This is a genomic window from Ruegeria sp. CI8, assembly GCF_056536865.1.
Genome location: NZ_JBQFQL010000001.1, coordinates 1,897,188 through 1,921,454 on the forward strand (window position 1 = coordinate 1,897,188; position 24,267 = coordinate 1,921,454).

At 62.0% G+C, this 24,267-nt stretch carries 27 protein-coding genes; 12 read left to right on the plus strand and 15 right to left on the minus strand.

The window, feature by feature from the left end; all coding sequences use genetic code 11:
* Nucleotides 1-10: 10 nt before the first annotated feature.
* Nucleotides 11-643, minus strand: coding sequence for an ATP-dependent Clp protease proteolytic subunit (locus ACR0DA_RS09400; protein WP_093962686.1), 633 nt, complete (start codon nt 641-643; stop codon nt 11-13).
* 353 nt (nt 644-996) lie between these two features.
* Here ACR0DA_RS09400 and ACR0DA_RS09405 point away from each other — a divergent pair, with 353 nt between their 5' ends.
* Nucleotides 997-1,332 carry an ArsR/SmtB family transcription factor gene (locus ACR0DA_RS09405; RefSeq protein ID WP_093962687.1) on the plus strand — a complete coding sequence of 112 codons (336 nt, stop codon included), beginning with the start codon at nt 997-999 and terminating at the stop codon, nt 1,330-1,332.
* 56 nt (nt 1,333-1,388) lie between these two features.
* Here ACR0DA_RS09405 and ACR0DA_RS09410 read toward each other — a convergent pair whose 3' ends face one another.
* Nucleotides 1,389-2,450, minus strand: coding sequence for a zinc ABC transporter substrate-binding protein (locus tag ACR0DA_RS09410; RefSeq protein WP_170366612.1), 1,062 nt, complete (start codon nt 2,448-2,450; stop codon nt 1,389-1,391).
* A gap of 91 nt (nt 2,451-2,541) precedes the next feature.
* Here ACR0DA_RS09410 and ACR0DA_RS09415 point away from each other — a divergent pair, with 91 nt between their 5' ends.
* The 4 genes from ACR0DA_RS09415 to ACR0DA_RS09430 all read left to right on the plus strand — a co-directional run bounded on the left by ACR0DA_RS09415 (nt 2,542) and on the right by ACR0DA_RS09430 (nt 4,766).
* Nucleotides 2,542-3,021 (plus strand): Fur family transcriptional regulator, encoded by a 480-nt coding sequence (locus tag ACR0DA_RS09415; RefSeq protein ID WP_170337589.1) that lies wholly within the window; start codon nt 2,542-2,544, stop codon nt 3,019-3,021.
* Entirely contained in the window at nt 3,018-3,761 is a 744-nt protein-coding gene (locus ACR0DA_RS09420; RefSeq protein ID WP_480753721.1) for a metal ABC transporter ATP-binding protein, read from the plus strand. Before ACR0DA_RS09415 ends, ACR0DA_RS09420 begins: the two co-directional genes overlap by 4 nt.
* Nucleotides 3,761-4,555: an iron chelate uptake ABC transporter family permease subunit gene (locus ACR0DA_RS09425; RefSeq protein WP_170337587.1), complete on the plus strand. Its 795-nt coding sequence runs from the start codon at nt 3,761-3,763 to the stop codon at nt 4,553-4,555. Before ACR0DA_RS09420 ends, ACR0DA_RS09425 begins: the two co-directional genes overlap by 1 nt.
* A 73-nt stretch (nt 4,556-4,628) precedes the next feature.
* A complete protein-coding gene (locus ACR0DA_RS09430; protein WP_093962692.1) occupies nt 4,629-4,766 on the plus strand; it encodes an entericidin A/B family lipoprotein in 138 nt (45 codons plus the stop codon).
* A 954-nt stretch (nt 4,767-5,720) separates the two neighbouring features.
* Here ACR0DA_RS09430 and ACR0DA_RS09435 read toward each other — a convergent pair.
* The 4 genes from ACR0DA_RS09435 to lepA all read right to left on the minus strand — a co-directional run bounded on the left by ACR0DA_RS09435 (nt 5,721) and on the right by lepA (nt 9,779).
* Complete coding sequence (locus ACR0DA_RS09435) at nt 5,721-6,173, minus strand: hypothetical protein (protein ID WP_170358302.1); 453 nt, start codon at nt 6,171-6,173, stop codon at nt 5,721-5,723.
* A gap of 123 nt (nt 6,174-6,296) precedes the next feature.
* Entirely contained in the window at nt 6,297-6,611 is a 315-nt protein-coding gene (locus ACR0DA_RS09440) for a hypothetical protein (protein ID WP_110644555.1), read from the minus strand.
* 285 nt (nt 6,612-6,896) lie between these two features.
* Complete coding sequence (locus tag ACR0DA_RS09445) at nt 6,897-7,814, minus strand: LAPAL motif-containing putative phage structural protein (protein ID WP_480753722.1); 918 nt, start codon at nt 7,812-7,814, stop codon at nt 6,897-6,899.
* A gap of 165 nt (nt 7,815-7,979) precedes the next feature.
* Nucleotides 7,980-9,779: a translation elongation factor 4 gene (gene lepA, locus ACR0DA_RS09450; protein WP_480753724.1), complete on the minus strand. Its 1,800-nt coding sequence runs from the start codon at nt 9,777-9,779 to the stop codon at nt 7,980-7,982.
* A 345-nt stretch (nt 9,780-10,124) separates the two neighbouring features.
* Between lepA and ACR0DA_RS09455 the strand changes: the two genes are divergently transcribed.
* Together ACR0DA_RS09455 and ACR0DA_RS09460 are read left to right on the plus strand one after the other, a co-directional pair.
* Entirely contained in the window at nt 10,125-10,436 is a 312-nt protein-coding gene (locus ACR0DA_RS09455; protein ID WP_093962696.1) for a hypothetical protein, read from the plus strand.
* 67 nt (nt 10,437-10,503) lie between these two features.
* On the plus strand, nt 10,504-11,466 hold the full coding sequence (locus tag ACR0DA_RS09460) for a LysR family transcriptional regulator (protein ID WP_170338025.1): 963 nt from the start codon (nt 10,504-10,506) through the stop codon (nt 11,464-11,466).
* On the opposite strand, the gene ACR0DA_RS09465 is transcribed toward ACR0DA_RS09460, so the two are convergent.
* Nucleotides 11,463-11,906 carry a low molecular weight protein-tyrosine-phosphatase gene (locus ACR0DA_RS09465; RefSeq protein WP_480753725.1) on the minus strand — a complete coding sequence of 148 codons (444 nt, stop codon included), beginning with the start codon at nt 11,904-11,906 and terminating at the stop codon, nt 11,463-11,465. The two genes, ACR0DA_RS09460 and ACR0DA_RS09465, sit on opposite strands and share 4 nt — an antisense overlap.
* Before the next feature lie 27 nt (nt 11,907-11,933).
* Here ACR0DA_RS09465 and ACR0DA_RS09470 point away from each other — a divergent pair, with 27 nt between their 5' ends.
* The gene (locus ACR0DA_RS09470) at nt 11,934-12,629 is read left to right on the plus strand and encodes an NAD-dependent deacylase (RefSeq protein WP_480753726.1); all 696 of its coding nucleotides are present in this window, start codon (nt 11,934-11,936) and stop codon (nt 12,627-12,629) included.
* Between the two features lie 52 nt (nt 12,630-12,681).
* Nucleotides 12,682-13,290, plus strand: coding sequence for an HdeD family acid-resistance protein (locus ACR0DA_RS09475; protein ID WP_480728677.1), 609 nt, complete (start codon nt 12,682-12,684; stop codon nt 13,288-13,290).
* A 101-nt stretch (nt 13,291-13,391) separates the two neighbouring features.
* On the opposite strand, the gene ACR0DA_RS09480 is transcribed toward ACR0DA_RS09475, so the two are convergent.
* Together ACR0DA_RS09480 and ACR0DA_RS09485 are read right to left on the minus strand one after the other, a co-directional pair.
* Nucleotides 13,392-13,865: a copper chaperone PCu(A)C gene (locus ACR0DA_RS09480; protein ID WP_170446851.1), complete on the minus strand. Its 474-nt coding sequence runs from the start codon at nt 13,863-13,865 to the stop codon at nt 13,392-13,394.
* 43 nt (nt 13,866-13,908) lie between these two features.
* Nucleotides 13,909-14,259 (minus strand): hypothetical protein, encoded by a 351-nt coding sequence (locus ACR0DA_RS09485; RefSeq protein ID WP_170338018.1) that lies wholly within the window; start codon nt 14,257-14,259, stop codon nt 13,909-13,911.
* 455 nt (nt 14,260-14,714) lie between these two features.
* On the opposite strand from ACR0DA_RS09485, the gene ACR0DA_RS09490 reads away from it, so the two are divergent.
* Nucleotides 14,715-15,200: a GNAT family N-acetyltransferase gene (locus tag ACR0DA_RS09490; RefSeq protein ID WP_480753728.1), complete on the plus strand. Its 486-nt coding sequence runs from the start codon at nt 14,715-14,717 to the stop codon at nt 15,198-15,200.
* A gap of 69 nt (nt 15,201-15,269) precedes the next feature.
* On the opposite strand, the gene rpmB is transcribed toward ACR0DA_RS09490, so the two are convergent.
* The 3 genes from rpmB to meaB form a co-directional block, all read right to left on the minus strand.
* The gene (rpmB, locus tag ACR0DA_RS09495) at nt 15,270-15,557 is read right to left on the minus strand and encodes a 50S ribosomal protein L28 (protein WP_039532366.1); all 288 of its coding nucleotides are present in this window, start codon (nt 15,555-15,557) and stop codon (nt 15,270-15,272) included.
* A 171-nt stretch (nt 15,558-15,728) separates the two neighbouring features.
* Entirely contained in the window at nt 15,729-16,865 is a 1,137-nt protein-coding gene (locus tag ACR0DA_RS09500; protein WP_480753730.1) for a Hint domain-containing protein, read from the minus strand.
* 156 nt (nt 16,866-17,021) lie between these two features.
* Complete coding sequence (gene meaB / locus ACR0DA_RS09505) at nt 17,022-17,999, minus strand: methylmalonyl Co-A mutase-associated GTPase MeaB (RefSeq protein WP_480753731.1); 978 nt, start codon at nt 17,997-17,999, stop codon at nt 17,022-17,024.
* 126 nt (nt 18,000-18,125) lie between these two features.
* Here meaB and hrpB point away from each other — a divergent pair, with 126 nt between their 5' ends.
* Nucleotides 18,126-20,576: an ATP-dependent helicase HrpB gene (gene hrpB / locus ACR0DA_RS09510; RefSeq protein ID WP_480753732.1), complete on the plus strand. Its 2,451-nt coding sequence runs from the start codon at nt 18,126-18,128 to the stop codon at nt 20,574-20,576.
* 71 nt (nt 20,577-20,647) lie between these two features.
* A complete protein-coding gene (locus ACR0DA_RS09515) occupies nt 20,648-21,103 on the plus strand; it encodes an NUDIX hydrolase (RefSeq protein WP_480753733.1) in 456 nt (151 codons plus the stop codon).
* On the opposite strand, the gene ACR0DA_RS09520 is transcribed toward ACR0DA_RS09515, so the two are convergent.
* The 3 genes from ACR0DA_RS09520 to ACR0DA_RS09530 all read right to left on the minus strand — a co-directional run bounded on the left by ACR0DA_RS09520 (nt 21,100) and on the right by ACR0DA_RS09530 (nt 24,081).
* Nucleotides 21,100-22,095 (minus strand): 2-dehydropantoate 2-reductase, encoded by a 996-nt coding sequence (locus tag ACR0DA_RS09520; RefSeq protein ID WP_480753735.1) that lies wholly within the window; start codon nt 22,093-22,095, stop codon nt 21,100-21,102. The genes ACR0DA_RS09515 and ACR0DA_RS09520 overlap by 4 nt on opposite strands.
* A gap of 78 nt (nt 22,096-22,173) precedes the next feature.
* Nucleotides 22,174-23,136: a pirin family protein gene (locus tag ACR0DA_RS09525; RefSeq protein ID WP_480753736.1), complete on the minus strand. Its 963-nt coding sequence runs from the start codon at nt 23,134-23,136 to the stop codon at nt 22,174-22,176.
* A 102-nt stretch (nt 23,137-23,238) separates the two neighbouring features.
* Nucleotides 23,239-24,081: a phytanoyl-CoA dioxygenase family protein gene (locus ACR0DA_RS09530; protein WP_170358271.1), complete on the minus strand. Its 843-nt coding sequence runs from the start codon at nt 24,079-24,081 to the stop codon at nt 23,239-23,241.
* Nucleotides 24,082-24,267: the final 186 nt, after the last annotated feature.

The following is a 24,267-nucleotide window of genomic DNA, read 5'->3' on the forward strand; positions in this document are numbered from 1 at the left end:
GGTTTCCGCATCACGCTTCGGTCGGTTCGGATTTGGAGCGGCTTTCGACAATCTCGTCGATATGGCCCCACTCTTTTGCTTCTTCCGGGCTCATGAAATTGTCACGGTCCAAAGCCTTTTCAATGGCCTTTTTCGACTGTCCGGTATGCTTGGCATAGATATCGTACAAACGATCCTTCAGCTTCTGCGTTTCGGCCGCGTGAATCATGATGTCGCTGGCTTGACCCTGGTAACCGCCGCTGGGCTGGTGCACCATGATGCGGCTGTTCGGCAGCGAGAAGCGCATCCCCTTCTCTCCGCCCGCCAGCAGGACCGACCCCATCGAGGCCGCCTGGCCGATCACCAATGTCGAACATTTTGGCTTGATGTACTGCATTGTGTCGTAGATCGACAGACCGCTGGTCACGACACCGCCGGGCGAGTTGATGTAGATCGAGATTTCCTTGTTGGGATTCTCGGCTTCCAGATGCAGAAGCTGCGCTACGATCAGGTGGCTCATCCCGTCATGGATCGGGCCATTGATGAAGATGATCCGCTCCTTCAGCAGGCGAGAGAAGATGTCATAGGCCCTTTCGCCGCGGCTGGTCTGCTCAACGACCATCGGGACGAGCGTATTCATGTAGGTGTCAACTGGATCGAACATTCGGAACCTGCCTGCTTTGGTGTGAACCGGGACCATACCCGATGAGAAGTTACATGAGTCTTAGTGTTGCCTTCGGGGGCCTGCAAGGGGCAGCGGACACGCGACGCCGATTGGGAAATACGGATCAGTCCGCATCGTCGGGATGCCGTAAAACAGAGCGAACGAACGCGCAGAACGCAAATACCCGGCTGTTTTTTCGCCTCGCCGCCATTCACAGCGCTTTCATCACGCCATTTTGATCCATGCATATGGAAATATCTGATCATTCTATATAGAGACCCAATTCGCTCAGGCGAAACTAACAAAGGGAACACCTGCCCCACACTCACCAAGGGGCCAACAAGGACAAGAAGATGGCACTTCCCCAACTTTCCGAAGACATCTCGCGCGACGACATGGACCGGATGGCCGCTAACGCAACCCGCGCTTCGAATTTTCTGAAAGCGATCAGCCACGAGGGCCGGTTGATGATCCTCTGTCATTTGGTATCCGGCGAAAAATCGGTGACCGAACTCGAGTCACTGCTGTCCGCCCGACAGGCCGCCGTTTCACAGCAACTGTCGCGGCTGCGCCTTGAGGGGCTGGTCACGCCCCGGCGCGAAGGCAAGGCGATCTACTATCGCCTTGCAGACGACCGACCTCGCAAAATGCTGGAAACGGTGTACGAGTTGTTCTGCGACGAGGAATAAGTCAGAACACCCATTGAATGGCGAAGGGCGCAACAGATCGTTGCGCCCTTCTTTGTTCACGAATTGCCGCTGCAGGCCTGGAAACTTGCGGCCATTGCGCGCAACAGGTCCGGATACAGGGTCGGACCCGGCTCGAGCGCAACCCCGATCGGGTCAAGCACGATGATTTGTGCATCCACCCCCTCGGTCGCGGCAGAGATCAGGCGAGTGTCAAATTGCGGCTCGGAAAAAGCGCAATCAATGCCCTCTTCTTCAATCCGGGCCTTGAGCTCGGCCAGACGAGCCGGTCCGGGTGCGGCCGCGTCGCCCAGGCTCACGGTGCCCGACGATGCCAGATCGAACCGGTGTTCGAAATACTGGTAGGCGTCGTGAAAGGTGACAAACCGCGGTTCTGACTGCGCCAGATCCGCCCGGATCTCGGCCTCCAAAGCACTCAGGCCTTCAACTGCCTTGTCCGCATTGGCTTGGTACCGCGCAGCGTTATCCGGGTCCTTCTCTGACAGAGTTTCGGCAATTGCCTGCACCCAGACGCGCGCGTTTTCCGGGTCCAGCCAGGCATGCGGGTCTACACCGTCGTGGTCATGCCCGTGGTCATGGTCATGTGCATCGTGATCGGCGTGCTCTTCATGTTTCTCATGTTCATCGTGATCCGCATGGTCGTCGTGACCTGCATGATCCTCGTGGTCATCGTGGTCCGCATGGTCATCATGGTCCGAATGATCATCGTGATCGTCGTGGTCTGCATGCTCCTCTTCGCCCTCATGATGATTGGCCAAGTCGCGGAAGTCGTGCCGCACGGTCCCCGCTACCTCCAGCAACTCAACCTGCGTCGCTCCCTCGGAAAGGGCGCCGAGTGGTCCCGTCATCCACGGGGTCAGTTCCGGGCCTACCCAAAAAACCACGTCCGCAGATTGCAACGCGCGCGCCTCGGACGGGCGCATGGCGTGGTCATGAGGTGAGGCTCCGGGCGGGATGATCAGGGAAGGCTCGGCAACACCGTCCATGACTTGGGCAACCAACGCGTGAACCGGTGCGATATCGACGGCAACATTGGGCGCATCGGCCGCCGCCTTTCCGGCCAGCACGACGCCGGCCAGCAACAAGAATTTTCGGGACATGTCACCTCCTCGAATGATATGTTATTACATTGCTGGTCGGCTTGATATTGCCCACGTTATAACATATCAAGCCAAAAATTTCGGAGCGCACATGAGCACAGTAGGCTTCAGGCACCACAATCATAACCACTGCATGAAAACCGCGCTGAGCAAGGCCGAGGAAAAATGCGCCAACCAGAAGCTTCAGTTCACGCCGGTGCGCCGCCGCGTGTTGGAGATCTTGTTGGAGCAGCACAAGGCAATGGGAGCTTATGACATTCTGGCTGTTCTATCCGCCGAAGGCATGGGGTCGCAGCCCCCGGTGGCTTATCGTGCGCTGGACTTTCTGGTGCAGCATGGGTTCGTGCACCGTATCGAGCAGATGAACGCCTATGCGGCCTGCGCCCACCCCACGCACGACCACGTGCCTGCGTTTCTGATTTGCCGGGCGTGCAAGGCCGTGGCCGAAACCGAAACCGAGCTGACCCAGGGCCGGCTTGGTGCTGCCGCCGACACATCAGGTTTCACCATTGAAAGGATCGTGGTCGAGGCCGAAGGTCTTTGCCCGGACTGCATTGGAACGCAGCCATGACAACCCCTCTCATTTCCCTAAACAACCTATCCGTTCGCTTGGATGGAAGGCTCATTCTGGACAACGTATCCGCCCAGATCGCCGCTGGTGAAATCGTCACCATTGTCGGCCCGAACGGTTCGGGAAAATCGACGCTGCTGCGCGCCATGATCGGAGCTGTTCCCGCGGCTCAGGGCACTGTTCGGCGCGCTCCGGGTTTGCGGATCGGCTACGTCCCCCAGAAACTCGCGCTGGACGCCGCCCTGCCGATGACCGTGCAACGATTCCTTGGGCTGCCGAAACGGGTTTCGGCCAGCAAGGCCAAAACCGCGCTTGAACTGGCCGGCGTGCCGGACTTGCGTGACAGACAGATGACCCGACTATCCGGCGGTCAGTTTCAACGGGTCCTTCTGGCCCGCGCATTGCTGGAAGAGCCTCAGGTGCTGCTGCTGGACGAAGCAACCCAGGGGCTTGATCAGCCCGGCGCAGCTGCCTTCTATGAACGCATTGAACAGGTTCGCACGGACCTCGGCTGCGCCATAGTCATGGTCAGCCATGACTTGCACGTCGTCATGGCCGCGTCGGATCGGGTTCTGTGCCTGAACGGGCATGTCTGCTGTGAAGGGGCACCCCACATGGTCGCAGACGCGCCGGAATATCGGGCGTTATTCGGCAGTGGAACACGGGGCACGATGGCCTTGTACCAACACAAGCACAGTCATACCCACGATCACAATCACGCGCAGGATACGTCACACTGATGCTGGACGATTTCATGGTTCGCGCCGCCCTGGCAGGTCTCGGTGTTTCGATCGCCGCGGCACCGCTGGGATGTTTTGTCGTCTGGCGGCGCATGGCCTATCTCGGAGAGGCCACCGCACATGCGGCCGTATTGGGTGTAGCGCTGGCGCTCAGCTTTTCTCTGCCGCTGCTGCCCGCAATCATTGCCGCTGCGCTTGCCATGGGCTTGTCGGTCAGCCTGCTGCGCGGTCGCGGTTACGCCATGGACACGCTTCTGGGTGTGATTGCACACACCGCACTGGCCGCCGGCTTGGTAACCGTGGCGTTGCTGTCCGATGTCCGACTGGACCTGAATGCCTTTTTGTTCGGCGATATCCTTGCCGTCACAAAGTCCGATCTGGCCACGATCTGGATCGGTGGCGCCACGATTTTGGCGCTGATGGTCTGGCGCTGGTCAGCCCTTCTGGTTTCGACACTCAACCCGGACTTGGCTCAGGCATCCGGGATCGATCCTAAACGAGAAGAACTATGGCTGACTCTGGCGATGGCACTGGCCGTTGCGGTCGCCATCAAAGTTGTCGGAATTCTTCTGATCGCGGCCCTGCTGGTCATTCCAGCGGCCGGAGCCCGCCCTTTGGCCCGCACCCCAGAAAGTATGGCTTTCACCGCTGCGATCATAGGCTCGACGGCGGCGTTGGGCGGGCTGGGCGGTGCATATTGGGCGGATACACCCGCTGGACCAAGCATCGTTTGCGCGGCCGCGTTGATCTTTGTCGCGACGGCCATCCTTGGTCCCATCTTCCGCAAAGGCTGATCACCCAAAAAGGTTTGTCTGCATTGCCTGAATGGTGCTACCGATTGGTAGTCGACCAACCAAGGAGATATCGATGATCCGCACTATTCTGATCGGGCTGAGCCTTTTGGCCCTGACGGCCTGTGAAACCGCAAAAGGCGCGGGCAAAGACATCGAAAAAGCCGGCGACGCCATCCAGGGCGCGGCGACGGACGTTCAGGAAAGCCTCTGATACCCGTCAGCATCTAGCGGACAGCGGCGCAGCACTACCAACATATGGTTGAAAGTTCCGGGCGACCGGATTATTGTCCCTGCCACAGGTGCATAGACGCGGTAATGCATTACTGACACGACTGCGGGGTTCTTGTGCAATTGCGCAAGAACCCCGTTCCCGTTCTGACGGGCGGTGAGTGGAAGCCTGTACGAAACCGAAATCGGCAAAAGGAAAAGGCGCCAGGTGCGCAGACGCGGTCTTTGCATGTGCCCTTGCGGACACCCCTGACGCCTTGCCGGGTCGACACGCCCGAGGGACGCCCCGATCCAGTTGCTTCAGCCCCCGAGGGGACCTCGCTGCCGCAAAGCACCTGATGGCGCTCTGCCGCCCGCTCTGGCCTTCTGAGAAGCTGACCGCTCAAGCCGGGCTTGCGCCTCTCCTGACTGGTCACCTACCGGTAAGCCCTTGCAACCCGACGAAAATCCTAAGATCTGCCTGCGGTGCCAGGACCCCCTGACCTTTGCGTCCCGCCTTGGATCGTGACGAACCTTGGCGATGTCTGAACGATGGCACTCGCCCTCACATCCGGCAAGAAAATAGCACTGCAGCATGAAAATTAGCCGGGGATAAGATGTTGATATCCGACTGGAAGACGATGTGGATAAGTCGGGAAATGATGAAATCCGGCTGGGTTGCGCTGGGAAAAGCCGAAGGCCGATTTCTCTCCGTTCAATTGGGCGATTTCTGCGGGTGCAAAGGGAAAATCTCGGCCCTCATGGCGGACCTGACCTGACGCATACGGGCATATCGCTCGAATCGACATCGATGAGTCGCCACACGCAACGGTGAACGAACGTGCAGCCCACGAATTGAGAAGCGTTCCGACCCGGACGAGGCAACCTACTACTCTCCGTCTCCCGCAAAATCGGGCAACGGCAACTACCCCCTACAACCGCCTGGGCCGGAAACGCTTCAGTTCACCTGTCGTTCCAGAACCGTGCTGTAGGTGGTTCCAGTCCGCAGGCTACGGAAATCCGCATAGATCTTGCCGTCCTCGTACCGCGCATCGATCAGCGCGTTGACGCCCGAGGTCGGATCAGCAGCGGTTTCGACAATGCCGATCTTGCCCGAGCCATCCTGGCTGATCGAGCCGGTGGCCTCGTACATCGTCCAGTCATCCATGGCATTGCGCCGCCACATGCTGGGCCCCCAGAACACGTTTTCGTGCTGCGCCTGGATCTCGAGCACCCATTCCGAGGTGTTGAACCGCGGCGCGGTGGCGGTGTTGGCGTTCGAAGGCGACACCGTTGTCTGGCTGGCCGTCCACGTGCCGCGCAGGTCGGGCATCGCATCGGCGAGGGCGGCAGAGCCCATGGTCAATGTCGCGGCCACGGCGGCGGCGCTGGCGGTCATGTATCTGGTCATGGGCTCTCTCCCTGTGATCGGCGGGCCTTGCTGGCCTGCTGAACAGATTGGGAGGGCGCGCGACCGTTACAACTTACCTAAGGGAAACTTCATGAAGGGTTCATGCGGCGCTCACCGACGGGCTCAGGCCCAGGCCAGCGCGGTTCCAGCGATGACGAGGGCGATGCCCAGCCCCTCGCGGTAGGAAAAGGACTCGCCGAACAGGAAGAACGAGGCGATGGCGATCAGCACGACCTCGGCCCCCAGAATGCCGGTGTAGATGATGCCCAGCCGTTCGTCGCGCAGCGCGGCGAGTTCCAGCGTGGCGGCGGCCAGCAAGGTGGCGACGATCAGCAGCCCCAGCCCGAGGCCAGGAAGTTTCCACCAAAACTTCATCGAGATCATGGCCACGGAATAGAGACCCGCCGATCCAAGCGCGATGATGGGGATCATGGACATGGGGCCTCCGCCGCTGGTTTCCGTTGGGTCAACCTTAGCAGGTGCGGGTTGGTGGGGCTGTGAAGTGGGTTACTTTACGAGGCGACGCACGTTTTGGAACGGTCCGGTGGACCGTTTCAAGGCCGAACGGGCGGAGTCCCGGGGCGCAAACGCGGGTGCGAATGTTGGTCAACAGAGATGAGGGGCCCGACCGACCCGAGGGGAGGCGCAAACGCGCCGCCCCATGCGGGCGGTTCGGCGCAGCCCGGCTGTGCCGCCGGGCGAGAGGGTCGATCGGGACAAAACCTAGTGATCGTCAAACAAGTCGCTGGGGCTTCCAGCGTCCTCAATCACTTCAAAGACTTTTACTATTTCCTCTGACGAACTAGTCAAATTCCCTTTCGCATCATAGTGATGCTCGACTCTCAGCCGCACCTTAAGAGCGTCCCCTGGCTTAATCGGGAAACTACCTTTCTTGAAATCTGAAAGCCATTCTTCATCTAAAATATTTAATGACAGAGTCTTCTTGCCGTGTTTGAAAGTCCACTTGGCGTTTCCGATGAAATCAGGTTTTCCAATGACAAGGAACAAATCCTGTTCATTAACCAACTCCTTTTCATCACGGGTGTCTTCACTCGTCTCGGACGGCAACCAATCGCTTTCGAGGTTGACCTCGTAGTCCTCTTTTCCAAGGGTAATCGTTAACCCTTCCCCAGATGAAAACTTACGCTTTGTTTCCTGAAACCTATCGAGAGGTTGAGACAACCTTGTTGGATTGGGAGGAGGATAGTCTGGCAGTTGGCGAACCTCAGTCGCTCTTGCTAATTCGGCAATTTTCTCCGTCAAATCTGTGAGCTTTCTGTTCTCGTTTGCCGGTTCATCCAACCACTCAATCGCGGCATATTTAGCCTTAACCAAATAGTTGCCTATCAACTTTTTTATGTCCGCGTCCTTCAAAGCCTCATCAGGGAGGCTTTTGAGCACATTCCGCAGAAATATCTTTAGGCTCGACTTTTGGAGGTCCTCCACAATCAACGCGGTCTCAAGTTCAGCGTCGATCGTCTGAGTAAAAACTCGGTCCATATCCTCTAGCGAATGGATCAAGTCTGCTGCAATTTCAAATGCACGAGCCGCCGAACCAATGTTTGGGTCGTAGTTGATCTTCAGAACAAGATCTGCGTCGGCATTCGGTTCTTCGTCTAAAATTTGTATTCTTCTAACCATGCGTGCACTCTAGCCACAGCCACTCAAAAGTGAATCCCTTAAACAGAAATCAATCAGAGAGCAGTGTTTCGCAGGTGTGGATTGTCTATTCAACTATTCCACCGTGTGGGCACGCAGTTAGCTGCGCCAACCGCTTTCGCCCACCGTCACTTAAAATGGACAGCCTTAGCTGTCCATTTTAAGTGCTGAAATAAACGCCTCCTGCGGGATGTCGACCTTGCCGAACTGGCGCATCTTCTTCTTGCCGGCCTTCTGCTTTTCCAGCAGCTTCCGCTTCCGCGTGGCATCCCCACCATAGCATTTCGCGGTCACGTCCTTGCGTAAGGCGCTCAGGGTCTCGCGGGCGATGACCTTGCCGCCGATAGCCGCCTGGATCGGGATCTTGAACATGTGGCGCGGGATCAGCTCTTTCAGCTTTTCGCACATGGCGCGGCCGCGGGTCTCGGCGCGGTCGCGGTGGACCATGACCGACAGCGCGTCCACCGGCTCGTCATTCACGAGGATCGACATCTTGACCAGGCTGTCCTCGCGGTAGCCGGTCATCTGGTAGTCGAAGCTGGCATAGCCCTTGGTTACCGATTTCAGGCGGTCGTAGAAGTCGAAGACGACCTCGTTCAGCGGCAGGTCATAGACGACCATCGCGCGCTGCCCCGCATAGGTCAGGTCCAGCTGGATGCCGCGGCGGTCCTGACAGAGTTTCAGCACGTCGCCCAGGTATTCATCCGGCACCAGGATGGTGGCCTTGATGCGCGGCTCTTCCAGGTGGTCGACCTTGGACATGTCGGGCATGTCGGCGGGGTTGTGCAGCTCGATCATCTCGCCGTCTTTCATGTAGACGTGATAGATCACCGACGGCGCGGTGGTGATGAGCTCGATATCGTACTCGCGTTCGATGCGGTCGCGGATGACCTCGAGGTGCAGCAGGCCGAGGAAGCCGCAGCGGAAGCCAAAGCCCAGCGCGGCCGAGGTTTCCATCTCGTACGAGAAGCTGGCGTCGTTCAGGGCCAGTTTCTCGATCGCGTCGCGCAGGTCTTCGAACTCGGCGCTGTCCACCGGGAAGAGGCCGCAGAACACCACCGGCTGCGCGGGTTTGAAGCCCGGCAGAGCGGTTTCGGCACCGTTGCGGTCATTGGTGATGGTGTCGCCCACACGGGTGTCGCGCACCTGCTTGATCGAGGCGGTGAGGAAGCCGATCTCACCCGGACCCAGCTGGTCGACCATCTGCATCTCGGGGCGGAACACGCCCACGCGGTCGACATGGTGCAGGGTGCCGTTCGACATGAACTTGACCCGCATGCCCTTTTTCAGAACGCCGTCCATGATACGGACCAGAACGATCACGCCCAGATAGGCGTCGTACCAGCTGTCGACCAGCATCGCTTTGAGCGGCGCGTCGCGCTCGCCCTTGGGCGCGGGCAGATGGTTCACGATCGCCTCGAGCGTTTCGTGGATCCCCTCTCCCGTCTTGGCCGAGACGCGGATAGCGTCGGTGGCGTCGATGCCGATCACGTCCTCGATCTGTTCGGCCACGCGGTCACAGTCGGAGGCCGGCAGGTCGATCTTGTTCAGAACCGGCACGATCTCGTGGTCGGCGTCGATGGCCTGATAGACGTTGGCCAGGGTCTGCGCCTCGACCCCTTGCGTCGAGTCCACTACCAGCAGCGAGCCTTCGACCGCGCGCATGGAGCGCGAGACTTCATAGGCAAAGTCCACGTGGCCGGGAGTGTCGATCAGGTTCAGCACGTACTGTTCGCCATTGTCGGCGGTATAGTCGATGCGGACCGTGTTGGCCTTGATGGTGATGCCGCGTTCGCGCTCGATATCCATGCTGTCGAGCAGCTGTTCCTTCATGTCGCGATCCTGCACCGTTCCGGTCTCTTGGATGAGCCGGTCGGCAAGGGTGGATTTGCCATGGTCGATATGCGCGACGATGGAGAAATTGCGGATATGAGCGAGGTCTGTCATAGCGTCGGGATATGGTTCGAAATCGGGCGCTGGTCAAGGTGAGACAGCACGGCGGACGCCCCATATTTCAGCGCGATGAGGCCATGACGCTGCGGTTGGCGTCGTTCCAAGCCCTCAGCTGCATTCAGGCGACCGTACGTAGACAGAACTCGGCCGTGTTGCACCGTCCAAAACGGGGTTCGCAGGGCATGCCACGGCCGACCTTAGTGCCAACCGCGGCACTTTCGACTCAGGTACGGAGTTTCTGAAAGCAAATTGTTGAACGGCAGGAAAACTTGGACGATACTGCGCCGCAAGCCGAGAGGGACACAAGACTCCTCCGGGCAGGCAAAACGAGGCATGAGCATGAAACAGTTCCTCATTATCGCGCTATGCGCCACGTCGCTGACCACTTTGGCCCCGGCCATGACCGAAGCGGCGCAGATCAAACGTGCATGTTTGGCGTCCGACCGTTCGGCTGCGACACGCGACAGGTGCAAGTGCATCCAGCGGGTGGCAGATCAGGCTTTGACCAACAAAGACCAGAAAACTGTGGCCAAGTGGTTCACCGACCCGCATCAGGCCCAAGAGCTGAAGATGTCGAAATCCGCTCGCGATGACGCGCTGTGGGAGCGGTATCAGAACTTTGGCCGCATGGCTCAGGCGATCTGCAGCTGACGCTGACCGCGATCCTTGACCTGACCCGCCCTGCGCCTCAGTAATGGCGCAGTGAAAGGGAAATCTTATGGTGACGAAAGGGTTGACCCTGCGCGGTCTCGAGGTGTTCGAGGCCTTGGCGCGGACCGGTTCGGTGGCGCAGGCTGCCGAGATTACCGGACTCAGCCAGCCATCGGTCAGCCAGCAGTTGCGCAATCTCGAGAATGCTCTGGGCACGGACCTGGTGGATCACGGGCGCAGACCCATGCGCCTGACCCAAGCCGGGCGCAGCTTTCTGGCGCGGGCCGAATCCGTACTGGCCGAGTTGCAGATGGCCCAAAGCGAGCTGTCTGTCATGGACCTGGGTCATCTGAGCACGCTTTCGATCGGCCTGATCGACGATTTCGACAATGACCTGACCCCGCGCCTTGCCACGTTGCTGGCCGACAGCCTGACACGCTCCAAGTTCAAACTCATAACCCTCCCCAGCCTTGAGATTTTCGAGGCGCTGGCTTCGCAACGTCTGCATCTGGCGGTTTCGGCCCATAGCGGCGAGGTGCTGGAAGGCGTGGTGGAGTACCCTTTGGTACAAGATCCTTTCATTCTGGTCGCGCCGAAGGGCGGTGTGGCCAATGGGGGCGTAGAGGCCGCTTTGCAGACCCTGCCCTTTCTGCGCTATGCGAGGGAACAGTTGATCAGCAGGCAAATCGAAAGCCACCTGGCGCGGCAACAGCTGCAGTTCGAAGAGCGGTTCGAGATCGGGTCGCACTTGGCCCTGATGGCCATGGTGGCGCGCGGCCTTGGCTGGGCAATCACCACGCCGTTGGGATACATGCGGGCAGCCCGCTTCCACGAAGGCATGGATGTCTACCCGGCTCCGTTCGGAGAGTTCTCGCGCACTATTTCCCTGTTCACGCGGTCTGACTGGTCAGATCAGGTTCCGCGCGAAGTCGCGGGCATGACGCGCCGTTTGATGCAAAGCCAGATGATCGAACCAGCCCTTTCCCGCCTGCCCTGGTTGTCCGGTCAGTTGAAGGTGATCGGCGGCTAGCCGTCCAGATATGCCACCAACCCATCCACGGCGGCTTCGATGAGGTCCAGCGCCCCGTCGAAATCACGGGTACAGTAGGGGTCGGGCACATGATCGGCGCCGGTGTGGGGCGCAAAATCGGTCAACAAGCGTACGGGTGTAGGATTGTCGGCCGGGCGCAAAGCCTCGATCTTGGCGATGTTTTCGCTGTCCATACCGATGATCAGGTCAAACCTGTCGAAATCAGACACCGCAAACTGGCGCGCGCGCAGATCGCTCAGCTCCACCCCTCGGTTGCGAGCCGCGTGTTGCATCGGCGCATAGGGTGGATCCCCGACATGCCAGTCGGACGTTCCGGCACTGTCACAGGCATGATGAGGCGCCCTGACACGGAAAACACCTTCGGCAGCAGGGGAACGGCAGATGTTGCCGAGGCAGACAAACAGGATACGCTGTGACATGGCTCGGGTTTAGCGTGTGGAGGGCGAATGGAAAAGATCGTGATTTTGACCGGAGCCGGGATTTCGGCGGAAAGCGGATTGGGCACCTTTCGCGATGAAGGCGGATTGTGGGCACAGCACCGGATCGAAGACGTGGCGACACCCGAAGGTTTTGCCCGAAACCCTGCCCTTGTTCATGACTTCTACAACGCGCGCCGGACGCAGGCGGGTGGTGCCGACCCAAATGCAGCCCACACAGCACTGGCCCGGCTACAGCGCGACTGGCCAGGAGAAGTGGTGATCGTAACGCAGAACGTGGACAGCCTGCACGAAGCCGGAGGTGCGACCGGGGTTATCCACATGCACGGCACCCTGTCAGGCGCGCTGTGCGCCTCTTGCGGGCATCGCTGGATTGCGCCAGCGGAAATGTCCGTGGGCGAACCGTGCCCCGCCTGCCGCGCGGCAACCGCCCGACCCGACATCGTGTGGTTCGGCGAAATGCCTTACCACATGGATCAGATTTACGACCATCTGGCACAGGCCGGGATATTCGCCGCCATCGGAACCTCTGGCCAAGTCTACCCGGCTGCGGCCTTCGTGCACGAAGCCATAGCTGCGGGCGCACGGACGGTCGAATTGAACCTCGAGCCCTCGGTTGGTGCATCCAGCTTCGACCAGACGCTGCTTGGCCCCGCCACCCAGATCGTGCCACGCTGGGTCGATGACTTGCTGGGCCGCAGGTGACACGGATCATTCTGCTGGGCTAAGCTGAAGGAATCTGAACCAGGAGAAACAGATGACCGAGCCTGAAGCCCCCCGCGGCGAAATCGTTGACGACGAAGGCATCGACAGCCGCGAAGCGCTGGGCGACACCCTTGCGGATCTGTGGTGGACGTTCCTGCTGCGCGGATTGCTTGCGGGGGCCGTTGGTATTGCCGCGCTGTTCTGGCCGACCGGCAGCATCGCACTGCTGCTGCAGCTGGTAGGGGTGCTGCTGATCCTCGATGGCGGTCTGACCTTGCTTGGCTTCGGTCGGCGCGGACTGATCGGAGGCGCGGGTATCGGGGCGGTCTTGATTGGGCTGGTCCTTTTGATCTGGCCGGAAGGCACAGCTCGTCTGACGTTCTTCCTGCTGGGCGCTTGGGCGCTGATCATCGGGATCGGCTCGCTGATTTCGCTGGGCCAGATGCATCAGCTGGACCCCGAACGCGCGACCGTTCGGAACTCGGGCATCGTGGCCCTTATCATCGGGCTGGTGCTGATCTTCTGGCCCGGAAGCGGCGTCGTCGCACTGGGCTGGGCAATCGCGGTCTCCGCCTTGGCCTTTGCCGGCGTCATGCTGTTCATGGCCGCACGTTTCAAACGGGCCGGAGAACGGGTTTCGATGCGCGTGGTCAACAAGTGAAGAACAACGCTGATCGGCAGTTGAAACGCGAACAGGCCGGGGCTTGACCCGGCCTGGCGCATGGATGACGGCCGCATCGCGGCCCGAAGACAGGCGTGCTGTCAGTTCGAGTGCTTCATATGCCCGTGGCCGTCTTTCCGTTCCAGGTCCACGGGAATCTCGACAACGACCTCACCGGCCTGCTCAAAAACCAAAGTGACGGGTATGGTTGCGCCCTGCTCAAACGGCTGCTTGAGCCCCATGAACATCACATGGTCCCCGCCCCGCTGCAGCATATGCGCCTCGCCGGCGGGGATCGCAAAACCCTCCTCGACTTCCATCATCTTGGCCACGCCGTTGTCGTCAATCTTGTGCGTATGCAGCTCGACCCGTGCAGCGATATCTGATTTGACAGCGACGAGTTGATCATCGGTGTCGCCTGAATTGCGGATCATCATGAAGGCCGCACCAGCCTTGGCATTGACCCCCGAGGATCGGGCGTAGGCATCCTCAACCGAGATCACACTTTCCGCATGGGCGGCGGTGGACATGATTGCAGCGACGAAAATAGCGGGCAGGAATGATTTGAAGGGCATCTCGCCTCTCCTTTTTAACTGTCTGATTGTGTTGCGAAGGGTCTCAGACAGGGGCCGGCGGCGCGCGCGCCGGTCGCTGCGGGATCGGAGCCGCAACAAGGTTGTCGGAATGCAGCGGAATGTCAGACTGTGCCCGCTCGGGCCCTTTCGGTGCAGGCGACGGGGCATCCAGAACCGCACCCAGCAAGTTGAGCGCATAGTCGGGACAGAAATGAGGTGGTTTGGTGGGCTGGCCGTGCTCGTCCATATAGACAACCACAGGACCGTTCCCGGTGCAAAGCACCATTTGACCGACCGCCGCATTCAATCCCCGTGACGCCGCAAAACTCTGGCCTGTCAGAACCAGCATCAGCGACAGTAGCAACGGCAACACGAGGCGATAGGATCGGGTCATCTTGGCAGACGTTTAGGCCCGATCGGAAACGGACTTCAAGTGCCTTCGTGAACGCTGAGACAGTTTGGCGCGAACCAAGAAAAAGGGCCGGCCTGACTGGCCGGCCCCTGAATTTGTCTTGATCGAGACCTTCAAAGAATTCCGCGATCATCCGGACCGGTGTTGAGACCGGTATGCAGCCGGTTCACCCGCCGCTGCATCCGCGCACAGCTGGAAAATGAGCCAACCAGAAGAGTCGAAAGGAAGGAAATAATAATTGAAGTATTCGCAGACATTACCACACTCCGCCGTAGAATAACCGCATACATAAAACAGATTCAAAACCCTGTATGTGAACAATGTCACGTAGTCGCGTCCTTCTGCCTTCCGCACCGACACTACGTGCGACACCAGTCCAACGGCAAAGTGATCGGGACGGTCTGGTTTGGGCGGAAATTCAGGCGTAGATCGAGGTCATGCCACGCAAAGCGCACACAGAAATCCAGTTCCTCAGGCTGCCGCAGATTGAGCCGGCTGAAATCGCACGGCACATGTCTGATCCCCGCGTCGCTCGGCATCTGCCTTTACTGACGGGGCCCTGGGACATCGCGATGGCGCGGGCCTTCATTGACGCAAAAGAGGCCTGCTGGGAACGCGACGGGCTTGGGCACTGGGCGATAACGTCCGGCGGTTGCTATGTCGGCTGGGGCGGCTTCCAGCGTGAAGGCAGGGAATGGGATTTCGGCCTGGTCCTGACGGCGGATGCCTTCGGTCTGGGCACGCGCATCACCCGCAAGGCCATCGCATTCGCCCGAGCCGATGAACGCATTCCCTATGTCACTTTTCTGCTTCCACCGTCCCGCCGCAATCTCTCTGCGCTACGGCGTATCGGCGCGCATTATGTCGGTCCGGAAACCTATTCCGGCGCGCAGTTCCTGAAATACAGGCTTGAGACTGGTTGAGGATCCAAAGACAAACGAAAAGCCCCTGCACCAACGGGTACAGGGGCCACGAAACAGTCTTTGGGAAAATCAGGCCGAGGCTTGCGCCTTGGCGATTTCCTTTTTCACTTTCAGCGCGTTGGCGGACAGCTCTTCGTCCTTGGCTTTTGCCAGGAACGCGTCCAGACCACCACGGTGATCGACCGAGCGCAGCGCGGCAGCCGAGATGCGCAGCTTGACGCCACGACCCAGGGTTTCCGACTGCAGGGTCACGTCGTTCAGGTTGGGCAGAAAACGACGACGAGTTCTGTTTTTGGCGTGGCTGACATTGTTGCCAGTCATCGGGCCTTTTCCGGTCAGTTCGCAACGGCGCGACATGGTTTCTTCCTTTGTTTCTGGAGGCCGGGCATCAATCCGCAGCCAAATCACAAGGGGCACAACCCGAAGTCGCGCCCGAAAACTGGTTGGATGCGTTTAGTGGGAATCGCCGGAAGGGTCAAGACAGCAGCTGCGAAATCTTTCCTTGCCAATAAATGGCCCTGAAACGGCTCAGGCATCAACAAGCAAAGGCCTGTGATTTTTGAGGTGACGAGCAATCAGACGGGTCTGTTGTTGGCTTATCGGGATCAACCTAGCGGGTTCGGATTCGTGGTTCTCATCAGCCAGTTCCGGAAAAATCGCAAGGATTTCAGTCCTTGCCGCGGGTCCCAGAGATTTCAGCGCCTCAGGGCCGGTATACAGGCTTTCGGTCGGCGCGGATTCGGCAAACAGGATCTCGTGCCGGTCGAACAGCAGATGGAAGTACTCGATGCTGTCGACCGTAGAATCTACGAAGATCCCCGGCAGCGCCGTCAGCTTGATTGCGGGAATCAGAACTTGATACTGACCGAACATGCGTTGCGCGATGCGAGAACCGACCATCATGCGGTGCTGGCGGGAAACCATCAGGTCCCGCGTGGGCAGCCCTGCCCCCAAAGCCCCGGCGCAAATACGAACGGGGCGCAGTTTCGGATTGGCCCTCAGATCAATCGCATCAAACCTGCGCCGACCGATCCAGCGGATGGATTGGTTGCCGCTCTCGGCCGTACAGATCAGGTCACCGGTGCGCAGGTCTTGCACCTGTACCGGGCCGCGGTCAGTCAGAATGCTCGTGCCAGCGGTAAAGCAGGGAACGCCGGATCCGTTTTCAAATGCGGAATAGGTGACTGTGATGCCCGACGGCAGAGTGAAACTGCCGCTGGTCAACGAATAGCTGGTGCCAGCAGACACGGTAAATGTCCCGAACGAGCTGTCATTAACCACAGTTCCTGCGGGCAGGTTCAGCGTGTCGGTACCACTGCCACCGCGCACGTCGCCGGACACGCTGGTGCTGCGGAAGTTCAGAACATCATTCCCACCGCCCAAACGGATATTGCCAATGACCGAGCCTTGCAGCGTGACCGTGTCGTCGTCTGATCCGGCCCTTACCTGACCGCTGATCGTGCTGCCGATCACCGTGATCGTATCGATCCCGGCATTTCCACGGACACTGCCAGAGATGGTACTGTTGGTGACAGTGATGATGTCATTGCCGCCGCGCGCGCGGATATCATCAATCGGCGTACCCCGAGGGGTGCCGTTCAGCGTACCGTTGTCATTGGTGACTTCGATATCGTCGTCGCCGTTTGTCCCAAAGATATCGGGCATGAGAGGCGGGTCCTGTTTCTCCGCTTGGTCACGGCCAGCCAGCTGCGCCCCGGTTTTTCTATGTGCTGGGCGCCACAACCAAGGATTTCACCTGCACTCAGGCTACAGAACTCTTGGGCGTTGCGCCAAGTTTTCCTGTCCGCGCGGGCAATGGTGTTACCCGGATGCAAGAGTCGCCAGAATCCGCTCGGCCGCCACCGATGGGCTGAGTCGCCCAGAACCGACCTCGGCGCCCAGCCGGTCCATCTCGGACCGGGCCAGCGGGGTCTCCAGCTTGGCGAGCAGCGCGTGACGCACTTCCTGGTCGAACCAGTAGCGGGCCTGTTCGGCGCGGTTGGCGTCCCAATGGCCGTTCTGTTTGCGCCAATCGGCTAGGGCCTGCATCTCGGCCCAGACCTGGTCCAGGCCGTGCTCCTCGACCGCTGAAACGGTCATCGCCTTGGGAAAGCCCTCGGGGTCCTGCGGGCGTTTGCGCAGCAGGCGCAGCGCCCCGGCATAGTCGGCGCAGGTGCGGGTGGCCGTCGCTTTCAGGTCGCCGTCGGCCTTGTTCACAAGGATCATGTCGGCCATCTCCATGATGCCGCGCTTGACGCCCTGCAATTCATCCCCGCCGGCCGGGGCCAGCAGCAGCAGGAAAAGGTCGGACATTTCCGACACCACGGTCTCCGACTGGCCCACGCCCACCGTTTCGATCAGCACCACGTCGAACCCGGCCGCCTCGCACAGGGCGATGGCCTCGCGCGTGCGGCGGGCGACGCCGCCCAGATGGCTCTGGCTGGGTGAGGGGCGGATGAAGGCGTTCGGCTCGCGGCTGAGGCGTTCCATCCGGGTCTTGTCGCCCAGGATCGAGCCGCCCGACCGGGCCGAGCTGGGATCGACCGCCAGAACCGCCACCCGCAGCCCCTGCCCGATCAGCATCATGCCGAAGCTTTCAATGAAGGTGGATTTGCCCACCCCCGGCGTTCCCGACAACCCGATGCGCAGCGCCTGCCGCCCGGCACCCGACAGCGCCTCGAGCAGCTGCGCCGTCTGGGCGCGGTGATCGGCGCGGGTGCTTTCGACAAGGGTGATCGCGCGGGCCAGCGCCCGGCGGTCGCCCTTGAGGATCCTGTCGGCAAGCTCGGCTGTAGTCATGGGCGCGGTCCTTCGTCGAAATCTGCCCTAGATGACGGGGATGGGCCGGGTTTGTCCAGTACCGCCGGGCACGGGATTTGACGCAGGCGTTCTGGACCTTGGCCGGGGCTTTGGCGATAAGGCGGCATGACCCGTCTACCGATCGACGATGCCCTGCCCGACCTGATCGCCGCGCTGCGCACACGCGGCCGCGCGGTGCTGCAGGCCCCGCCCGGCGCCGGCAAGACCACGCGCGTGCCTCTGGCGATGCGCGACGCCGGCCTGTGCGACGGGCGGATCGTGATGCTGGAACCGCGGCGGCTGGCCGCCCGCGCCGCTGCCGAACGCATGGCCGAGACACTGGGCGAACGCGCGGGCCAGACCGTCGGCTATCGCGTGCGGGGCGAGACGAAAGTGTCGAATGCCACCCGGATCGAGGTGGTGACCGAAGGCATCCTGACCCGGATGCTGCAGTCCGAGCCCGATCTGCCCGGTGTTGGGGCGGTGATCTTCGACGAATTCCACGAACGATCTTTGAACGCCGATCTGGGGCTGGCCCTGTGCCTCGAGGTCGCCGGTGCGCTGCGCGACGACCTGATCCTGCTGGCGATGTCGGCCACGCTGGATGCCGATCCGGTGGCGCGGTTGATGGACGCGCCGCTGGTGACATCCGAGGGGCGCAGTTTTCCGGTTCAGACCCGCTGGCTGGACCGCCCGCTTGGCCTCCAGACGCGGCGGCTGGATGCGTTGGTCGATCTGGTGGTGCAGGCCGAGCGCGAGACCCGCGCCACCGGCGGCGGTATTCTGGTGTTTCTGCCGGGCGAGGGCGAAATCCGCCGGGCCGAGGCCGCGCTGGCCGGGCGGCTGCCCGGCGATTGTACGATCCGGCCGTTGTTCGGCGCCCTGCCCTTTGCCGCCCAGCGCGCCGCCCTTGCGCCGGTCGAGACCGGACGCAAGGTGGTGCTAGCCACCTCGATCGCCGAGACCTCGCTGACCATTCCGGACATCCGGGTGGTGGTGGACATGGGTCAGGCCCGCCGCGCGCGGTTCGATCCGGGCTCGGGCATGTCGCGCCTAGTGACCGAGCGCGTCACCCGCGCCGAGGCGACCCAACGCGCGGGCCGCGCGGGCCGCGTGGCCGAAGGGCTGTGCTATCGCCTGTGGTCGAAGGGTGAGGAAGGCGCCCTGCCCGCCTTTCCACCCGCCGAGATCGAAGCCGCCGACCTGACAGGCCTTGCGCTGGAACTGGCCCTGTGGGGGGCCGAGCCGCAGGATCTGGCCTTTCTGACACCCCCGCCCGAGGGGGCGCTGGCCGAGGCGCGCGCGCTGCTGCGGATGCTGGGCGCGCTGGACGGCAAGGGCCGGATCACCGAACATGGCCGCGCACTGGCTGGTCTGCCGCTGCATCCGCGGCTGGGGCACATGCTGGTCACGGCCGGCGCGCAGGCCGCTCCGCTTGCCGCCCTGATGGCCGAGCGCGACCCGTTGAAGGGCGCACCGGTGGACCTGTCGCTGCGGCTCGAGGCGCTGCGCGATCCGCGCACTTATCAGCGCAACCGGGTCTGGCCCGCCAATCCCGGCGTTCTGGACCGGATCCGGTCCGAGGCGAAACGGCTGCGCGGCCAGATCAAGACCGAAGGCGACCCGCTGAGCCCGGCGGCGATGGCCGCGCTGGCCTATCCCGACCGGGTCGGCCAGCGGCGCAAGGGCGACGCGCCGCGCTATGTGCTGTCGGGCGGCAAGGGTGTGGTGATGGACCCCGGCGACCCGCTGGCCGCGGCCCCGTGTCTGGTGGCCATCGACACGGACGGCAACCCGCGCGAGGCCCGGCTGCGCCTAGCCGCGCAGATCACCGAGGCCGAGATCCGCGCACTGTTCGCCGACCAGATCGAATGGGTCGAGACCTGCGCCTGGTCGAAACGGGACCGTCGAGTGGTGGCCCGGCGGCAGGAACGGTTCGGGGCGCTGGTGCTGGATGACCGCATCTGGAAGGACGTGCCCGACGAGTCCGTGGCCCGCGCGATGCTGGACGGCGTGCGCGATCTGGGCCTGCGGCTGGAGGGCAAGGCCGCGCGATTGGCCGCGCGGGTCGAGCTGGTGCGGGCGGCGGGCGTCGACCTGCCGGACTTTTCGGAAAACGGGCTGATGGACACGCTTAAGGACTGGCTGCTGTCGATGCTGACCGGCGTGCGCAGTGCCGAGGATTGGAAGCGGTTCGACCTGCTGCCCGCTCTTCAGGCGCGGCTGAGTTGGGACCAGACGCAGGAACTGGACCGCCGCGCGCCCCCGGCCTTCGTCACGCCGCTGGGGCGCAAGGTTCCGATCGACTATGGCAAGGCGGTGCCCGAGATCGCGGTTCGCCTGCAGGAGATGTTCGGGGTCACCCAGCACCCTATTGTGGGCGGCGAGCCGCTGAAGATCACCCTGCTGTCCCCTGCGCAACGCCCGATCCAGATCACCCGCGACTTGCCGGGGTTCTGGGCCGGGTCCTATGCCGATGTGCGCAAGGACATGCGCGCGCAATACCCCAAGCACCCCTGGCCCGAGGACCCGACCCAGGCCGACCCGACCCTGCGGGCCAAACGCAGGGGTGCTTGAATACCGTCTGTCAGATTGATATCTCTCGCCGTCTGGAAGGCAGAACAACAAAAAAACGGCAGGCACCCGCAATGACATGGCTGCACAAATTCTGGGAGGGGGTCCTGAAACCCCTGTTTCAGCGTCCGCGCCACGTGCAGTTCGCGGCGCTGTGCACCCGTGGCGATGGCCCCGATAGGCAGGTGCTGCTGGTCACCAGCCGGGACACCGGGCGGTGGATCATCCCCAAGGGCTGGCCGATTGACGGGCTGAACGGGGCCGAAGCCGCAGCGCAGGAGGCCTGGGAAGAGGCCGGCGTGCGCAACGCCGAGGTCGATCCAGAGCCGGTCGGCAGCTATTGCTACGGCAAGGTCCGAAAAAGCGGCGCGATCGATCCGGTTTGCACCACGGTCTACCGGCTGCGGGTCACCGATCTGGCCGATGAATTTCCCGAAATGCACGAACGCACCCGCGAGTGGGTCTCGCCGCAAGAGGCGTCTGAACGCGTCCATGAACCAGAGCTGAAAAAGCTGCTGTTGCGGATCTAACCACCGGCAGCGCGCAGCCCGGAACGAATCCGATCGGGAGTCAGCGGACCCGTCTCGCCCTGCGTGATCAGCGCTGCCACCCGGTCGCAGATCGGGGTCGGTGTGCCGGTTTCGCGGCCCAGGCGGATGATCTCGCCCTGCAGGCTGTCGATTTCGGTCGGGCGGCCGGCATCCAGATCATAGGCCATCGAGGTGCGCGCGGCGGGGTCGATCGTCAGCATCCGCGCCGCGATGCGCGAAAACAGCGGCGTGGGCAGGCGCAGGATATGCGGCGTCATCGAGGCCGGCAGCGGCGTGGTCGAGGCCACGGGGCGCCCGGAGGCGGCCAGAACCGCCAGCGCCTCGGCCATCTGATCGGCCATCAGACGGCGCCAGTCGCGGTTCAAAAGCTGGTCGCGCAGGGTCAGGCCCGACAGCGCGTTCAGTGCATTGTTGAGGTTGATGACCAGCTTGCCCCATTGCGCCGCCTCGATCCCGTCGGTTTCGGTGACGGGCAGATCGGGCGAGGACAGGCGGCGGGCCAGCGCGCCGGGGCCGGACTGGATCACGATGTCGCCGGATGTCGCGCGATGCCAGGTGGCCGGACCGGCAGGCACCACGTTGAACGGCACCATCCCGGCGCGCACGTCCCGCCCGGGCAGCGCGGTGCGTAGGGTGCGCGCGTTCTCGATCCCGTTCTGCCACGAAATGACCGGGGTCTCGGCCGGGGCGTACGCGGCGATCAGGCGGCCCATCTCGGCGGTGGCGCCGGTTTTCACCGTGACCAGAACCAAATCGGCGTCGGACAGGCAGGCAGGGTCTTCGGTCAGGGTCAGACGGTCGGCGGGGATCGTTTTGCGCATGCCGGAATAGTCGGTGACGGTCAGCCCGTTCTGCCGGATCGGGTCCAGCACCCGTGCCCGGCCCAGCAGCGTGACCTCCTGACCGGCATCGGCCAGTAACCCCCCGCAATAGCATCCGATGCTGCCCGCGCCCGCGATCACCAGTTTCATGCCGTCCCCTTCCCGTTTGCGGCCAAGGATCGCCGGGATCGCGCGGGTGGGCAAGCCGTGCGGGCGCTGACGTCGCGTTCAGCGCGCGCGCCGGGGCTTGGTGCGTTCCAGCTCCGGGGTGATCGGAATGAACTCGTCCTCGTCCCCCGGCGGCAGGTGGAAGGCGCCGTTGGCCCAATCGGCGGATTTCCATTCGCGGATCGCGGTTTCGATCTTGTCCTTCGAAGAGGAGACGAAGTTCCACCAGATATACCGATCCTCATTCATGGTGGCCCCGCCCAGCAGCATCAGCCGCGCCCCCGCCGGCCCGGCGGTCACCGACAGGCGGTCACTCGGGCGGAAGACCATCATGCGGCCTTCCTCGAACCGGTCACCCGCGATCTCGACCGAGCCCTGGGTGACGTAGACGCCGCGATCCTCGTGATCGTCGGGCAGCGGAAAAGCGGCGCCGGGATCCAGTTGCACGTCCAGATAGAAGATTTCAGACAGCATCGTGACCGGGCTGGTTTCCCCATAGGCCGAGCCGAGGATCAGCCGGGCGCTGACACCGGCATCCTGGATATGCGGCAACGCGCCCTGCTTGTGATGTTCGAAATCGGGGGCCATGTCTTCGTGCGCTTCGGGCAGCGCGATCCAGGTCTGGATGCCGAACAGGCTGTGCCGCTTGGCGCGGGTTTCGGCGCTGGTGCGTTCGGAATGGGTGACGCCGCGGCCCGCGACCATCCAGTTGACCTCGCCGGGATAGATCATCTGATGGGTGCCAAGGCTGTCGCGATGTTCAAACTCGCCCTGGTACAGGTAGGTGACCGTGCCCAGCCCGATATGCGGATGCGGGCGTACGTCGATGCCGCCATCGGTGATGAACTCGGCCGGTCCCATCTGATCGAAGAAGATAAAGGGCCCCACCAACTGACGCTTGACCGAGGGCAGCGCGCGGCGCACCTCGAACCCGCCCAGATCGCGGACGCGCGGGATGATCAGGGTCTCCAGCGCCGAACCTTCGCTGACGCATTCGGGGCTGTGGGTGGGGTTCCAGCTCATGTCGGTCTCCAATCCGGTGCGGCAGGATGTTCACCCTTGCCAATCTAGCGCAAAATACCAGCGGACAAAGTGCATCTACGCACAGACAAGCTGCGCCCCGGATCAGTCCTGTGCGCGGGGCCAGAGTTGCGGAAAAAACGGGCCGGCGATCCGGTCGCCCTCGGCATAGCCGGCGGCCTCAAACTGCGCCCGCTCCTCCTTGGCCCAATCGCCGCGATACCGGATCACCCCGTCCGGCCCGGTCATGCGCAGGGTGAAGCGGCGCACGGTTTCCGTGGGCGTGACCGAGGACAGCCCCCCGTGCAGCGTGCGCATGTCGAAATAGATGCAATCGCCCAGATCCAGGTCCCATTGCAGCAGGTCATAAGCGCCGGGATCGGCATTCACGTCCGGTGGCGGGTGATAGGTGCGGCCTGCAACCTGCGTGGGTTCATAGCTGGGGTGCCCGTCGGCGAAACGCACCCGCATGAACAGCTTGTCCCACAGGTGCGAGCCGCGCACGAAGGCGATCCCGTTGTCCTTGCTGACCGGTTCAAGCGGCAGCCACAGCACGCACATCGAGCCTTCGAAATCGAAATAGGACAGGTCCTGATGGAATGGCGGGCGCGAGGTCGATCCGGCCTCGCGCAGGAACCAGTTGTCCATCACCAGATTGATCGGCACGGCGCCCAGCAACTCGGACGCGATTGACGCACAGGGCGAGTTGCGGACGAATTCCTCGAACTGGGGGATCTTGCTCCAGGCCCAGTAATCCTCGAGATAGGCGGGCGCGTCCGGGTCCTTGGTGTGGCGGGTGAAGTTCTCGGTCGGGGTCTGCAGATCGGCGTCGATGCCCGCGCGCAGCAACTCCAGCCAGTCCGCGCTGAATTTCTGGCGCAGCACCACCGCGCCATCGCGGCGGAAGGCGGTGATTTCATCCTTGGTCAGCAGGTTGGCATCTGTCATCGGCTTCCCCCTTGGTGACGCAAGGAAAAGGATCGCACCCGAATGGCGCAGGCGTCAAAGGTTATTGCCGTCTCGGTCCATTCCACGCGCTTTTGTCTGCAGGTCGGCCGGATTTTGCCCGGAACGCTCGGAATGAGTCGTGATCGTGCTATTCTTCCACTGTGGCGGTTGGAACAGCTGCCGGGT

Excerpts from the sequence above, each read along its gene's own strand:
- ACR0DA_RS09465 (WP_480753725.1), bottom strand. The coding sequence starts at position 11,906 with ATGTCACAGCGTATCCTGTTTGTCTGCCTCGGCAACATCTGCCGTTCC.
- ACR0DA_RS09445 (WP_480753722.1), bottom strand. The coding sequence starts at position 7,814 with ATGGTTAGAAGAATACAAATTTTAGACGAAGAACCGAATGCCGACGCA.
- ACR0DA_RS09520 (WP_480753735.1), bottom strand. The coding sequence starts at position 22,095 with ATGAAACTGGTGATCGCGGGCGCGGGCAGCATCGGATGCTATTGCGGG.
- ACR0DA_RS09525 (WP_480753736.1), bottom strand. The coding sequence starts at position 23,136 with ATGAGCTGGAACCCCACCCACAGCCCCGAATGCGTCAGCGAAGGTTCG.
- hrpB (WP_480753732.1), top strand. The coding sequence starts at position 18,126 with ATGACCCGTCTACCGATCGACGATGCCCTGCCCGACCTGATCGCCGCG.
- ACR0DA_RS09515 (WP_480753733.1), top strand. The coding sequence starts at position 20,648 with ATGACATGGCTGCACAAATTCTGGGAGGGGGTCCTGAAACCCCTGTTT.
- lepA (WP_480753724.1), bottom strand. The coding sequence starts at position 9,779 with ATGACAGACCTCGCTCATATCCGCAATTTCTCCATCGTCGCGCATATC.
- rpmB (WP_039532366.1), bottom strand. The coding sequence starts at position 15,557 with ATGTCGCGCCGTTGCGAACTGACCGGAAAAGGCCCGATGACTGGCAAC.
- ACR0DA_RS09430 (WP_093962692.1), top strand. The coding sequence starts at position 4,629 with ATGATCCGCACTATTCTGATCGGGCTGAGCCTTTTGGCCCTGACGGCC.
- ACR0DA_RS09425 (WP_170337587.1), top strand. The coding sequence starts at position 3,761 with ATGCTGGACGATTTCATGGTTCGCGCCGCCCTGGCAGGTCTCGGTGTT.
- ACR0DA_RS09435 (WP_170358302.1), bottom strand. The coding sequence starts at position 6,173 with ATGACCAGATACATGACCGCCAGCGCCGCCGCCGTGGCCGCGACATTG.
- ACR0DA_RS09440 (WP_110644555.1), bottom strand. The coding sequence starts at position 6,611 with ATGTCCATGATCCCCATCATCGCGCTTGGATCGGCGGGTCTCTATTCC.
- ACR0DA_RS09410 (WP_170366612.1), bottom strand. The coding sequence starts at position 2,450 with ATGTCCCGAAAATTCTTGTTGCTGGCCGGCGTCGTGCTGGCCGGAAAG.
- ACR0DA_RS09470 (WP_480753726.1), top strand. The coding sequence starts at position 11,934 with ATGGAAAAGATCGTGATTTTGACCGGAGCCGGGATTTCGGCGGAAAGC.
- ACR0DA_RS09530 (WP_170358271.1), bottom strand. The coding sequence starts at position 24,081 with ATGACAGATGCCAACCTGCTGACCAAGGATGAAATCACCGCCTTCCGC.
- ACR0DA_RS09475 (WP_480728677.1), top strand. The coding sequence starts at position 12,682 with ATGACCGAGCCTGAAGCCCCCCGCGGCGAAATCGTTGACGACGAAGGC.
- meaB (WP_480753731.1), bottom strand. The coding sequence starts at position 17,999 with ATGACTACAGCCGAGCTTGCCGACAGGATCCTCAAGGGCGACCGCCGG.
- ACR0DA_RS09490 (WP_480753728.1), top strand. The coding sequence starts at position 14,715 with ATGCCACGCAAAGCGCACACAGAAATCCAGTTCCTCAGGCTGCCGCAG.
- ACR0DA_RS09455 (WP_093962696.1), top strand. The coding sequence starts at position 10,125 with ATGAAACAGTTCCTCATTATCGCGCTATGCGCCACGTCGCTGACCACT.
- ACR0DA_RS09485 (WP_170338018.1), bottom strand. The coding sequence starts at position 14,259 with ATGACCCGATCCTATCGCCTCGTGTTGCCGTTGCTACTGTCGCTGATG.
- ACR0DA_RS09415 (WP_170337589.1), top strand. The coding sequence starts at position 2,542 with ATGAGCACAGTAGGCTTCAGGCACCACAATCATAACCACTGCATGAAA.
- ACR0DA_RS09420 (WP_480753721.1), top strand. The coding sequence starts at position 3,018 with ATGACAACCCCTCTCATTTCCCTAAACAACCTATCCGTTCGCTTGGAT.
- ACR0DA_RS09480 (WP_170446851.1), bottom strand. The coding sequence starts at position 13,865 with ATGCCCTTCAAATCATTCCTGCCCGCTATTTTCGTCGCTGCAATCATG.
- ACR0DA_RS09460 (WP_170338025.1), top strand. The coding sequence starts at position 10,504 with ATGGTGACGAAAGGGTTGACCCTGCGCGGTCTCGAGGTGTTCGAGGCC.
- ACR0DA_RS09405 (WP_093962687.1), top strand. The coding sequence starts at position 997 with ATGGCACTTCCCCAACTTTCCGAAGACATCTCGCGCGACGACATGGAC.
- ACR0DA_RS09500 (WP_480753730.1), bottom strand. The coding sequence starts at position 16,865 with ATGCCCGATATCTTTGGGACAAACGGCGACGACGATATCGAAGTCACC.
- ACR0DA_RS09400 (WP_093962686.1), bottom strand. The coding sequence starts at position 643 with ATGTTCGATCCAGTTGACACCTACATGAATACGCTCGTCCCGATGGTC.